The sequence below is a fragment of the Erysipelothrix sp. HDW6A genome (genome assembly GCF_011400295.1).
Taxonomy (GTDB): Bacteria; Bacillota_I; Bacilli_A; order Erysipelotrichales; family Erysipelotrichaceae; genus Erysipelothrix.
On the sequence record NZ_CP049859.1, the window covers coordinates 175,533 to 189,481 of the forward strand.

11 protein-coding genes are annotated in these 13,949 nt (G+C 33.5%); 1 reads left to right on the forward strand and 10 read right to left on the reverse strand.

The window, feature by feature from the left end; translation table 11 throughout:
- Positions 1-82: 82 nt before the first annotated feature.
- Together pflA and pflB are read right to left on the reverse strand one after the other, a co-directional pair.
- Positions 83-829 carry a pyruvate formate-lyase-activating protein gene (gene pflA / locus G7059_RS00960; RefSeq protein WP_166080215.1) on the reverse strand — a complete coding sequence of 249 codons (747 nt, stop codon included), beginning with the start codon at positions 827-829 and terminating at the stop codon, positions 83-85.
- Positions 816-3,041: a formate C-acetyltransferase gene (gene pflB / locus G7059_RS00965; protein ID WP_166080216.1), complete on the reverse strand. Its 2,226-nt coding sequence runs from the start codon at positions 3,039-3,041 to the stop codon at positions 816-818. Before pflB ends, pflA begins: the two co-directional genes overlap by 14 nt.
- Before the next feature lie 339 nt (positions 3,042-3,380).
- On the opposite strand from pflB, the gene G7059_RS00970 reads away from it, so the two are divergent.
- Positions 3,381-4,061 carry a transcriptional regulator gene (locus G7059_RS00970; protein ID WP_166080217.1) on the forward strand — a complete coding sequence of 227 codons (681 nt, stop codon included), beginning with the start codon at positions 3,381-3,383 and terminating at the stop codon, positions 4,059-4,061.
- Positions 4,062-4,135: 74 nt separating this feature from the next.
- On the opposite strand, the gene G7059_RS00975 is transcribed toward G7059_RS00970, so the two are convergent.
- The 8 genes from G7059_RS00975 to G7059_RS01010 form a co-directional block, all read right to left on the reverse strand.
- Positions 4,136-5,329, reverse strand: a complete 1,194-nt coding sequence (locus tag G7059_RS00975) for a hypothetical protein (protein ID WP_166080218.1) — start codon at positions 5,327-5,329, stop codon at positions 4,136-4,138.
- A gap of 153 nt (positions 5,330-5,482) precedes the next feature.
- Positions 5,483-6,688: a hypothetical protein gene (locus G7059_RS00980; protein ID WP_166080219.1), complete on the reverse strand. Its 1,206-nt coding sequence runs from the start codon at positions 6,686-6,688 to the stop codon at positions 5,483-5,485.
- A 13-nt stretch (positions 6,689-6,701) separates the two neighbouring features.
- Positions 6,702-7,229 (reverse strand): hypothetical protein, encoded by a 528-nt coding sequence (locus tag G7059_RS00985; protein WP_166080220.1) that lies wholly within the window; start codon positions 7,227-7,229, stop codon positions 6,702-6,704.
- A 161-nt stretch (positions 7,230-7,390) separates the two neighbouring features.
- Positions 7,391-7,876 (reverse strand): hypothetical protein, encoded by a 486-nt coding sequence (locus G7059_RS00990; RefSeq protein WP_166080221.1) that lies wholly within the window; start codon positions 7,874-7,876, stop codon positions 7,391-7,393.
- 47 nt (positions 7,877-7,923) lie between these two features.
- On the reverse strand, positions 7,924-9,195 hold the full coding sequence (locus G7059_RS00995) for a hypothetical protein (protein ID WP_166080222.1): 1,272 nt from the start codon (positions 9,193-9,195) through the stop codon (positions 7,924-7,926).
- Positions 9,196-9,270: 75 nt separating this feature from the next.
- On the reverse strand, positions 9,271-11,802 hold the full coding sequence (locus tag G7059_RS01000) for a phosphatidylglycerol lysyltransferase domain-containing protein (RefSeq protein WP_166080223.1): 2,532 nt from the start codon (positions 11,800-11,802) through the stop codon (positions 9,271-9,273).
- The gene (locus tag G7059_RS01005) at positions 11,795-12,457 is read right to left on the reverse strand and encodes a DUF998 domain-containing protein (protein WP_166080225.1); all 663 of its coding nucleotides are present in this window, start codon (positions 12,455-12,457) and stop codon (positions 11,795-11,797) included. The genes G7059_RS01000 and G7059_RS01005 overlap by 8 nt, the downstream gene beginning before the upstream one ends.
- Positions 12,458-12,581: 124 nt before the next feature.
- On the reverse strand, positions 12,582-13,853 hold the full coding sequence (locus G7059_RS01010; protein WP_166080226.1) for a hypothetical protein: 1,272 nt from the start codon (positions 13,851-13,853) through the stop codon (positions 12,582-12,584).
- Positions 13,854-13,949: the final 96 nt, after the last annotated feature.

The following is a 13,949-nucleotide window of genomic DNA, read 5'->3' on the forward strand; positions in this document are numbered from 1 at the left end:
ATAAATGTTTCAAGCTCTTCCTAGAACCCCCAACGTGCTTTTCGCAACTAAAAAAGATGCACAACTTGTGTCATGCATCTTATCATTGATTTTGATTTCTAAGTGTTTCAACTTTATCAATAAGATATTGTTGTAACTCCATAGCTGTATCTTTGTTCATAGCAGGAACGCCTTCAAGAGGATATTCTTTGCCGATTGTTTCATACTTATTTACACCCATTGTATGGTATGGAAGCAATTCAATACGGTCAATGTTATTTAGTGGTGCAATATAGTCTGCAAGTTCATCCATATACTTATAGGTATCATGGAATCCTGGAACAATAACAACTCGTATCCAAATAGGAACATTATGTTCTTGAGCTTTTTCTAAGAATTGTTGCGTTACTCGCATAGGAGCACCTGTCATTTCACGGTATTTCTTTTCTTCTAAACCTTTAATATCATACAAAATAGTGTCTGTTACACTTAAGATGTCATCGAAAGTATCGACTCTACCAAATCCTGATGTATCAAGACAAGTAGTAATACCTTCAGCCTTACATGCTTTCATCGCTTCGTAAAGAAACTCTGGTTGGTTTAATGGTTCACCACCACAGAAGGTTACACCACCCTCTTCACCGTAGTAAGGTTTGTAACGTTTAAGTTTATCGACTAACTCATCAACTGTAATAGCATCTCCTGGGTCTGTTCGCCACATATCTGGGTTGTGACAGAAAAGACAACGAAGGGGACAGCCCGATAAGAACGCAATTGTTCTTATCCCTGGACCGTCCACCATTCCCATTGTTTCAAATTTACGAATATAACCTACTTTAGATTGTTTCATGGAAGGTACGGCTGATAACTTCTTCTTGTTGCTCTGTCGATAGACGGTTGAAGTTTACAGCATAACCTGAAACACGGATTGTAAGTTGTGGGTATTTCTCTGGATTTTTCATAGCATCTTGTAATAATTCACGGTTAAGTACGTTAACATTCAAGTGGTGAGCTTTTTGGTTAAAGTAACCATTCATTACACCAACAAGGTTGTTGATTCGTTCATCTTCACTCTTACCAAGTACTTGAGGAACGATTGAGAATGTGTTTGAAACACCATCTTCACATACTTCGTTGTAAGGAATCTTAGCAACTGAGTTTAATGATGCAAGAGCTCCTGAGCTATCGCGACCGTGCATTGGGTTAGCACCTGGTGCGAATGGTTCTCCAGCATGACGTCCGTCAGGTGTTGATCCTGTTTTCTTACCATAAACAACGTTTGATGTAATTGTAAGAATTGAAAGTGTGTGTTTTGCATCACGAATAATTGGATGTTCTTTGAGGTAACCTGAGAAGCGTTCTACTAACTCAACAGCAATGCTGTCAACACGGTCATCATCATTACCATATTTTGGATAGTCGCCTTCGATTTCGAAATCAATTGCGATTCCTTGTTCGTTACGGATAGGTTTAACTTTTGCATATTTAATTGCTGATAATGAGTCAGCTGCAACAGATAGACCTGCAATACCGAATGCCATTAAACGTTGTACGTTTGTATCGTGTAATGCCATTTGGCTCTTTTCGTAAGCATATTTATCGTGCATGTAGTGGATAATGTTCATTGTATCAACATATACACGTGCAACTTCACGAATTACTTCATCATATACTTTAACAACTTTTTCGTAATCTAATACTTCATCATCCATTACTGGAACATTGTCAATAACTTTAATTCCCTTAACTTCGTCAACACCACCGTTGATTGCGTAAAGAAGAGCTTTAGCTAAGTTTGTACGTGCTCCGAAGTATTGCATTTGTTTACCGATTTCCATTGCTGATACACAACATGCGATACCGTAGTCATCACCAAATTGTGGACGCATGATGTCGTCGTTTTCGTATTGGATTGCTCCTGTTTCGATTGACATCTTAGCACAGTAACGTTTGAAACCGATTGGTAATTCATCTGACCATAGAACTGTCATGTTTGGTTCTGGTGCTGGTCCTAAGTTTGTTAGTGTGTGTAAGTAACGGAATGAGTTCTTTGTTACTAATGTACGGCCATCTTTACCCATACCACCGATTGATTCTGTAACCCATGTTGGGTCTCCAGCAAATAAATCATCGTATTCTGGTGTACGTAAGTGACGTGCTAAACGTAATTTCATGATGAATTGGTCAATGTACATTTGTGCTTCTTTTTCTGTAATAACACCTGCTTCAAGATCACGTTCGATATAGATATCTAAGAATGTTGATGTACGACCTAATGACATCGCTGCACCGTTATTTTCTTTGATAGCTGCTAAGTATCCTAGGTATGTCCATTGGATAGCTTCTTTTGCGTTTGTAGCTGGAACACTAATGTCACAACCGTATTTAGCTGCCATTGATTTAATAGCACCTAATGCACGAATTTGTTCGTTTACTTCTTCACGAAGTTGAATTGTTTCTGCATTGATTGTAGTAATCTTATTAAGATCTTTTTTCTTTTCTTCTACTAGGTAGTCTGTACCATAAAGAGCGATACGACGGTAATCACCGATAATACGTCCACGTCCGTAAGCATCTGGAAGTCCTGTTAATAGACCTGTTGTACGGTATTTACGGATTTCTGGTGTATAAGCATCAAATACCCCTGCATTATGTGTTTTTGTATAAGTATGCCAGAAGTGACTTGTTTTATCATCTAATTTACGTCCATAGATGTCTAAGATGTTGTCAACTAAACGAATACCACCATAAGGGTTGATAATACGTTTTAGAGGAGCATCTGTTTGAAGTCCTACAATTTCTTCATCTTCTTTGATGATGTAGCCAGGTCCAAAATTATCAATACCTGACATTTCATTCATTTCGATGTCAAGAACACGAACTTTAACTTCTTCTTTTAAAAGCTCTAAGCTTTTTTTCCAAAGACGATCTGTATTATCGCTAATTGGTGCTAAGAATTTGTCATCACCTTCGTAAGGTGTAACGTTTTGTTGGATAAAGTCGCGAACATTGATTTCATCTTGCCATTTTCCGGTTTTAAAACCATTCCATGCGTTTGTCATTTCTTCACATCTCCTTTGTATTTATTTTACAACTCTATTCTACCATGCTTTTTTAGTGTCTTACAACGAGTCGCAACTTTTTTTTATCATTTTTGTTTTTCTGATAATTTCGCTTCATTTCATTGCTTTTTTTACGAGCGTTTGCTAAATTTGTATCTTCTTTCACAAAGTTTGGTATAAACAAGCTTGAAACCGCTTCGTATAGGGCTGTAATCGTACATTTTGCAATTTAATTGTTATGTTGTTCACAAGTGTGTTGCGCTGCTAGATACGGTTCATCGTTGCTTCACAGTATACAATTTGTGTATAATTAAGCTACTAGGAAACGGAGGAATACGTATGGCACAAACTACTCAAGAATTTTTAAAAAGCCACATTCCCTTAATTGACTTTTTAGCTGAACTTTTAGGTAAAAACTCAGAGATAGTCTTACATGATTTAACAAACCTTGATTCATCTATCATCGCAATTCGTAACAACTACATTACCAAGCGTGACATTGGCGCTCCCGCTACTGATTATGTACTCAGAACACTTAAAACTGGTATTAACGAAAATCTCGATTTTAATGTAGGTTATCGTGAGATATCAAATAGAGACCATAAACAGCTTCACTCAGCTTCATATTACCTACGTAAAGAAGGTGAAGTAGTTGGAATGATTTGTGTCAATACTGACGAGAGTGTTTTTAACGAGTTGTCTCGAAGCATTGATAATATCGAACTTCTACTTAGAACATATCGTAAACAAGAATCAGACGAACAATCAATCATACCTGAAACATTCTCAAGATCTATTGAGGAAATGGCAGAGAACACTGTACTTGATGTTTCAATCTCTAAAGGAGTTCCTGTTGATAAATTCAAACAAGAGGATAAGCTAGATACTATTCATGCACTTTATGACAGTGGTTTCTTCTTACTTAAGGGTGCAGTTCCTGAAATTGCTCGTATATTAAAGATTTCAGAACCTACTGTTTATCGATACTTACAAAACGTTAAAGCAAAGGATAATGCTTAATTACATCAATACATATGAAATGTCAAAAGTAGAAGCGAAGGTGCTTCTACTTTTCATTTGTTATTAATTACTTTTTACTCAACAGGAGATGTATAAATTGATAGTTTTTCTACTCTTTCAAACCTTATTCCAAGAGGAATAACCATTTTCATTACTTTCCCATCAAAATATAATCTAGTACCCTGCCCCGTAGGATAATTCAAGTTCTCAAATTTCAAATTATTTTCTTTTAAATCATAACTTACAAGTTGACCTCTATCATCATTGAAGAATACAATTTTACTATCAGCAATCTGTACATCTCCTAATGACCTAATTGACTCAATTTGAATTGACTCTTTTGATCCTTTATCGTAGCGATAGGTTTTCAAATTACGAGTGTATTGTTCAGCATTTATCTCTTCGCATGTGTACAATAGCATGTCAAGCTTCTCGTCATAGACCATACTTGTGATTGCTTTATTAATAATGTAGGTGTTCATTTTATTTGTGTTAATCTCATATACTACGATTGTTGAATCAGTGTCACTAAAATCATCATTTTGCAAGACAAACACTAGAGTGTCTCCATTTACTCTAAGAAACGACTTGCTTAAATCTCCATCAAACCGCATGTTTGAAACATCTATTTGATGAAGTACTATTAATTCTTTGCCTTCTATCGTATATAAACTAACGTTTAAGTTTCCATTAACGTTCTCTGAATAAATAAAATAGAACGAGCCATTATACTCCACAAAGTCCGACACATTATTTGGCGAACTTATTGATTCTTTATTTAGAACGTGCTTAATTCCATTTTCTACATATATGATATTGTATTCTGCCGAGTTATCGTCTTTTTCTTGTTTCTCAAGTAGAACACAGTCATCTTTTCCTATTTTAAACCGTTCGATATTAAAACTGTCATCCACAACTAAAACTTCATTAAACACCATTTCTTTCGTATCATATAAACCAATACGAGTAGCTTTAGTTCTTCCCATCATTTGAACTGCTTCCTCTTTTTTGGAGTACTGTAGATACATCATCTCGATGGAATTTTCCCTGACTTCAAAAATCCTAGCTACTTCATTATCAATTTCAGGAACATCTCCGGTTTTTTCTTCACCATCACCTAGGAAACTTTTATCATCTCTCAATAGATATGTTATTTCTTTTTGTTTTTTTGTATTAAAATCTGTGGTCATAACAAAATACCCACCTAATACAATTAGCGCAAGTATTAACAATTTAAGCAAATCATTCCTTAAAGTCTTTCTCTTCATGACCTTCTCCCTAATATCAAGCTTGTGATGGGTAACTTTACAATTATCAATATCAATTTTAGTTACGTGAATACATTAATCAATAGTGCTGTGTCAAAATGTTTTTTATCAACTTGCTTTTCAATAAATTATTTACAGACATCACGATATTTTCTATTTCTTAATATCAAACGAGAATACCGTAAAGTCTGTAGTATTATCCAAAACAATTATCAGTTTGTTGTCATAAATACTCATCGCACTAATTTCTTTTGAAGAAAAATCAGTATCTATTTCGCTTACAATATTTTTCTCAAAATCATACATCCATATACCATTTCCTTCAGCATTTCGGAAGAAACATTGACCTTCTGAGCAAGCACTTAAACTAATATCTTTATCTATGTCAAGTTGATAGTCCTTGTGATTGTTTATGTCATAGCGATGAATTTCAACTTTGCTCGAATTAGGACTACTTAAGCTATACAATAGCGATTGAGTGTTGTCATCATAGATAATATTGCTTGCAGAATATAATAGATTTATCGTTTCTAATATTTCGTATTGCTTGTTATACAAACTCACTGTACTAGTAGCTCCATCCTTTTCGACCTTGATAAGTCCTTTGTCATAAACAAAGTTATTATATGGAAATGCTTCATTCATATTCCAACTTTCTGAATAATTTCCTATTTTTTCTGTTCTCACAACTTCAATTTTATCCTTTGTTACCTCAACAAATTCCAGTACAGGTATTTCACCCTCTAGATCGTTTTCATAGAATGAAATTTGCATTCTATATACTGTAGAATCATTAGTTTTTGTCGATAGTACATATTGATCAGTAAGCTTCGAATTGGGATAACTGTACTCCATTATCCCTCCTTCTCCTAAAATTCTATAAAATGTATTCGTGTTATATACCCTATCTTCTTCTCCTCCAATAGAGTAGTTCCCAAAATCAGCCACACTATATATTACATCTCCATCTATTTCATCAACAAACGTAATTCCTTGATTTCCAGAAAAATTAACGATATCCTTTACTTCTTTTGTATTTATATCTAATGATTTTAGTATATATTCATCATCACTAGTAGAATCACTCCAACGTTGATGTGTACTTTGAAAAAAATAATACTTATCTTTTGAAAGTGTATGTGGATAGGTACGAAACTCACGATTCATATTTTCTAAATTATCGATAAATTTCTTGTTGCTTTGTATTAGAGTTATCTTCCCATGTAGATTATTGTGCTTCAAGGTCTCTGTATAGTTCTCTTCTGATGATCTTGAAAAGAGTGAGTAGATTCCGAAACCAATAAGCAAAATAAACATAATTAGCAGCACATCATAAAGCGACTTCCTTTTCTTAAACATATTAATTTTCCTCTCAATCCCTTATCGTGTATGTAATAAATCTTAACTCCGAATCATTAAAATGTTGAAGAAATGAAATCGAATCATCTCCTACCACAAATCCCAGGTATCTATTAACCCGTGTATTAAACTCTTCGAATTTCAATGTGTTTTTTTTCAAATCATACACTGCAATATCGCCTTCAACACTATTAAAGAAGATTACTTTGTTGTTATGAATCCTTGCATTGGCAAGATTTCTGATTGGCTCGATATGTTGCGATTCATTCTTCGATGGATCAAAGCGGTAGGTCTTGTTATACTGTCTTCCATTGCTTTCATTCCACCCCAACACAGAATAAAGAATTATATCTGTGTCCTCATGGTACAGAACTTCATCCACATCACCCTCGACATCAAAAATCTTATCCCTACCAGATTCAATGTCATAAAGTACAATCTGATTCTTAATATTTGTACCATCTTCTGTTTTTAATACATAAACGAGGTGTTTACCATGAAGGCGTGTTTCGGATTCATGATTATTGAAAGGTAATACCAAGTCTCTAGTATCAATGTCTTTTAGCTTCTTTAAACTATTATCTTCTATTGTATAGATCCCTAACTTACTGTCATTCCCTTCAACAAATTTATAGAAAAAGTATAATCTTCCATCAAATTCAAAAAACGGAGAGATACTTATTGGTACAGTTGATTCATCATTTAATACATATCGCTGACCATTTTTACATAAACATAGTTTAATGCGTAAGATCCCGGTGCAGAATCATCATCTATAAACTCTCTTAAAACATACTCATCTTCTGAAACAAGGTAGTGTATAAATACTTCATCTGATTCACTTGGGATTGAAATTTCTCTAAAGCTAGGATCAGTTTGGTTTGCCACCCCAAAGCGAATTACTTTTGACGGTCCTTGACCATTCTCATTCTTTTCATTTTTCCTAATCTCAATGACTGCGCCATTCTTATTAAAACTTGACACACTGAAATATTCTTCCTCATTTAGTGGAATTGTTGCTGTCTTTTCTACTAAATCGCTTAAGTAACTTTTATCTGTTTTATCTAATATTATTAATTCTTTCGGAGTGTCGCTAAAGTCCAATTTTCGTATCATCACAATCCCTAAGAAGATCAAGCCAATCACTAATAGTATTAGTATATCCCGTAACATTGATTTCTTTTTCATTATTAACGACCCTTCCTCATGGTGTATTACACAAAATAGATATCCATTTAATTCTTAACGTTAAAGATATTATATACTATTTCATTATATTCTTGAGAAACTAGGTAGACATTATCTTGATATGTAGACAGATAAACAGACGTATCTTCTTTGATATATGTCTCTTGTCTATATAAAGTGTTCTCTTTGAAATCGTAAGCATATAAGGTGTTACTGTAGTTTTTTATGAAGTACAAGACACCATCACTATAAGAAGATACTATCTCATCAGCATTTAAATTAGGCATCTTATCAAGTTGAAATTCTTCTTTGGTTTTAATGTCATAACGATAGAATCGATTCATATCAAATCCATTATTATTTGAAATATACAATAAGGATTCTGTCTTTGGATCATAATATACTCGTTCAATTTTACGATCAATTGTAATTGTATTTGATAGTTTCGAATCATCATGATTATAGAAATGTATTTTAGATATTTTATCACTTGTCTCTAAGTCGATTATAAATTTGTCGCTTAGATACAAAGAGTTACTGTTTGTAATATATCCATTATCGCACTCTATTTGAATGTGAAAAGCATCCTTGTCATCAATGACAGTACACGTCTTACTTGATAAACTTGTAAGCATATCACCTACAAGCTTAACAAGACTCAGTTTGAAAGTGTCTTTGCTTGTTTGTTCTCTACTGTAGTAATAAATGCTTCTACCATCAGTAAGCAAATCTAAGTAGTTAATTACCAAAGAACTGTCATCTTCTGTCTTAATCTCTAATTTTTCAATCTCTTTTCCTGGCAATTGAATATAAAAACTTACTCTCTCTTTGAAGTCTATTTGCTTAAAAGTTTCATCGTCTTCAATATCTTCGTTTTTGTTAATAATAAAATCATACTTATACAAAAAACGGCTTCCATCATCGAGTTGCTTAATAAACATCATAGCTTCTCTCTCGATATCTATTATTTTCTCGTGGCTATCATCATCCATATTATAAGAATACATTGATAATTTTTTCATATTCAAACCCGTATTATCATCTTTATCAAGAACTGACTTATAGAAGGATACATTATTATTTCTTATATCACCGATGTGGATGAACGTCTCTAGATTTGAATCATCAGATCTATCACCCATAGAGTATCCACCCAATTTTTCATGTTCTAGTTTTTTACCTTGCTCACCTACCACCGAAAAAGTCTCTGCGTAGTCTACAGGTTCAAAGTGTTTCTTAATTTCCAATACTCCGAGCACAACTAAAATAATGACACTTAGTATTAAAAGATCACTCAACAAGCTACGCTTCTTTTCCATAACTCTTCTCCATTTGCAATTTGGTAATCCTCAGTAGTTAGGACATTACTTACTCTACTAAATTGCATTAATTACTTAACTATCTTTTGTATCATTCGGATGAATAATACGGTAGCTCTCTAGCAATACACGTAGTAGCGATACTGTTTTAGGATAGACTAAATAACGAGGTTCCCAATGAGGTTTGAATTTATTCTTATAGTTTCTAATTCCTTTAAAAGAGTAGAAATTTACAGAGTGTTGGTAGACACTGCTTGTTAGGGAATAAAGTCGAGAATTTGTTTTCTCATAGGAACTTGATAAAGGTGCCATTCCTATATTAAATTCCTGGTATCCCTGCTCTTGAGCCCATTGTATTACATTTAAGTAGAGAATATCCATAAAAGGTATATGCTCTTCATGCAACCAACGAATTAAATCGACGGACAATGATCCTTCCTGATAGGTAGGCATCATAGTTGTGAATGCCAGTAATTTATTTTCATCATTTCTTAATGTTGCAATTTCTGCTGCCTTAATGTATGTTTGATCAAGACTTCCTACTGAGAAAGTCATTTCTTTATTTCCATTCAACCATTCATCAGAAACATGTTTCAACTCTTCCCCTAGATCCTCCGTCCAAGTTTCAATTCCAAAACTAATGTTTTCACTTGTCTGTTTGTTTAATATTTGACGGTATGGTTTTCCAGAGTTTCCTGTAATCTTGAACGTTTCAAGATTAATACTTCCCTCTTCTCCAAGATTAAACAGCAGATAATTTAACTCATTATAAATGTGAATGTTTTTTGGTGCTACTTGATAGAAAACAATACGCTTACCTATCTTTCGGCAGGTATCGTCCAATGCTTGTAGAAACACAAAGGAATTTTCTTGATTACCAAAAGGATCTCCCAATACAAATACAAAATGTCTATTTTCTTGATAGATTACTCCCATTTCATACTCTGAGTGGACTGCAATATTATTTTTCGATAGGTATGCTAAGTGAGCTAAGTTGGTACCTTCATATTCTGAAAGTATTGATTGCAAGTCATCTTTATGATTGTTCCATGTACCGTTGAATACTGTATCAAAAGTATACTTTCTACGTAGATAGGTACGATAGACCACAACACCAATTGTCCAAACTAATGAGAATATCATCACAAACCAATAGAGACATTCTGCAGTTTCATTTGTAAGGACTTCTGGGAACATCCAAACGATCTCTGCTTGAATAAATAACAGCACAATCGTAAGTAGCCATACAATATACTCTTTGATTGATTCTGTATTAACTTTTGATACTGTAGTTTTTCTATAAATATACAATCCTAAGAACATAATCGAGGAGAGTATTAAGTCAAAATAGTATCCATCTTGAGTAAAGAGAATGACTTGCGCAATCAACATAATACCTAGCTGTACACGCAACACATGATACGTTTCTAAGGAACCCTTATATATTTGACTAATCGTAGGAATCAGAAGAATCGTAATCATCAAATATATTGATGAAGCAGTAATAATTATTAAGTCATAGCGATTATCGAGATTATAGAGCAAGGCTAGCGACGAGTCTTGAATTAAGAGAAGTGTTATGACAGTAAAGAGCACCATTGCGAGGAGCCTACTTAAAGATTGGATTCTCTTTTGAGTTATTGATATCATGATCGAACCAAATTCTTTAGTAAATAAGACAATTTTTTGATCACTCAGTTTACTACTTAATACATTCTGTAATTCCGATAGAGAGACAATAATACCAATAAAGAACGGTAGAATATTATAGCTTAATCGATAGAATATTATTGCTAATAAAACGACTTCTTCTGATAAATTGAACTGACTTGTAGCACCTAACAAGAAGACAACATCAAACGCTCCCAAACCACCTGGGGTCATACTAATGATTCCAGCAATAGAAGAAACTACAAAAATACTGACCATTTTCCACATGTCGAACTCTGCACCCACAAAACGTAACGAAAGATACATTATTAGACTTACAAAAAGATAATCAAGAACTGATACCAGTGTATACTTTATCACTAGGAATCTATCTTCTTTTATTGGTGGATAGACCCATGTGTAGATTAGGAATATTGGTAATGCCAAGCTGAGAATCACAAGCCCTATTTGAATAAGAGGATAACTATCAATAAGTTGAGAAGGATCAAACACTTTAATCATGACTAAGAATGATAAAACAGCAATTCCTGACAACATTGAAAATAGCATAAAGGAAATGCTCTTTTTCAGATTACTCTTTTGTTTCTCATCACTGAACTTTTCAAGGTAGTTATATCGAATTGTTGCTCCTATTACACCACCAAAGCCAATAACGTTGTTTAGTGAGTTACTTATCCACGATACCTTAATCATTGCCTTCTTACTTACATCAAGTTTTAAGGACTTAACGAGAACCAAGTCATATAATGATAGTATTGAAACACCAACTAAACCTACAAGTACCAACACAATAATACTAATAAAAGACTGGTTCTGCATTGTACTATAGACTTTTTGGAAATCAATTGTACTTAGTTCACCAATAAGTTTATTTACAGTGATTGCTAATATTGTAATAAAAAACAGCGGTTTGATGAGTTTCTTTATTTTATTCATTACAATTTCCTCTTTTCATTCTATTAAGATTTGATTCAAACACCATAATCAAATAAGGTAAATACATAAAGATTAGGTTGAGCCGTTGCCACAATCCTCGATACGGTAAATCATAAGCTTTTAGTATCGGTATTCGTTTCATGGAGTACAAAAGCATAAAAAATAGCGAGAAAAAGAGACATACTCCGATTATTGAGACTAAAAGTTTTTGCTTCTCGATGTGATAGAGTTTGATTAGAACTACAACTCCGATTAGTAGAGCTGCAAAGCCTACTGCAGATCCCATATCATGGATTTTCTCACTTAGGGTATGTGCATTACCTGTTGCAGAAGTTTCAAAAAGAGATGTAAGAATACAATCACCCACTCCAAAAACTGCAATCGAAAGGCTTAATATTAAAGAATAGAAAGAATTACTTAGATAGAATCGTCTATATACCGCATAAGAAGAAGCAATGAAAAGTCCTCCATTAATAAACATCCATGCTCTAAAGATAAGTTTCGTTTGTTCATTTGCATTTCCAAATTCACTAATCAACATCGTTATGTGATCAAACTCTGGATACATAAAAGCTAGTACAAAAGGCAGAATAATTTCACTTATTATCGCAAGTTCAAGGAGGTAGATACCATACCTTTGATATGCTCTTTTCATAATACCTGTCTCCTTTATTTCTTAAATTGTATCATAATGGTTTATTAACGTAATTGTTTAATTGTATTTAAATAATATTTTGAATATATGAAAAGGATGAAGTCTATGATTTCATCCTTTATCTTTAATTATTAATAGTGTAGACGCGGTATTCAACAAAGTCATTTTTCAAGTATGCGACATATATGTTTTTATCATGGACAGATATTGTAGGTGTATAGTTATCGCCAAGCTCTATTGCTTTAGTATAATACGTGTTCTTCTTGATATCGTAAATACTTATGTAGTCACCATTCATCTCATAATAATAGATTTTTCCACCAATATATCTGCTTTGAACTTCATCAGAGTACGGGATATCTTGTAGCTCAAATTCTTTGTTTTGTTTAATATCATAACGATATATCTTATCTTTTTGTTGAAACGTTCCATTTGAACTATATATAAAGGACTCTGTTTCTTTGTCGTAGTGTAAGTCTCTTATCTTTCTTTCCAAATTAATAGTATTCGTCAATACATCTTCTTTATAGAAGTTGACCTTTGATCCTGCTTGAGTAATTTCCGTCATGATGTGTTCGTCATCCATGAAAATTAGATTGCTAACCTCTATACTAGAATCTCCAGCGCATTCGCTCAAACTCACGAAGTTATCTTCCTCATCTGTAATAGTACACCTAGTCTCATGGACAACACGTAAGTCATTTTCTTTCAGAGCTAATATTTGAAAGAAGCGATCTTGTCTGTTTGGTCTATAATTTGAATAATTTAATAGGTATAATGATGAATCAGTATTTCCAGCATATATTACATTTTCTAGTGTAATGTCATACCCTTGAGGAATATTGAAATCGATTTTTTCTGAAATTCCTGATTTATTGATTTTATAGAGATTGGATTCTACTAATAATCGATAATTGAAATGCTCTGATAGAGGTTCGTCGGGGTCTATTGCTACTGTTTCAAATTCTGATAATGAATAATATATTTCACCATCAATCTCATGAATGAAATTCTGTAGAGTGTCTTGTCCTAAACTAAAGAGCTCAACAGTCTCTTGAGTATCCATATTTATTCTTATCGTCGACTTCTTATAGTCTCTAATAACTTCTTCACCATCATTATCAAAAGTATCGAATGATTCTTCCATCCCAAATAATATATTATCTTGGCTCTGGTACGGCAACACATAACCATGACCGTTTAAGTCCGTTGCTTGATTCTTAACTATTTGAAAGCGATCAAATGCTATAAAGCTAGGCTTCTCGTCTACAATCTTTAAGGTCTTTGAATAATCTACAGGTTCCACTATTTTTTTGATTTGGAGTACGCCGAAGAGAACTACAGCTATTACAGCTAGTATTAGGATATCGTTAACAAGACTTCGTTTCTTTTTCATCACTATGCCTCCAATGAATTTCTCCATAAGCGTCTTTCCCAAATTGTATCATATACTTATCTATAAATTTTGTCTCATCAAGAAAAAACACAAGGA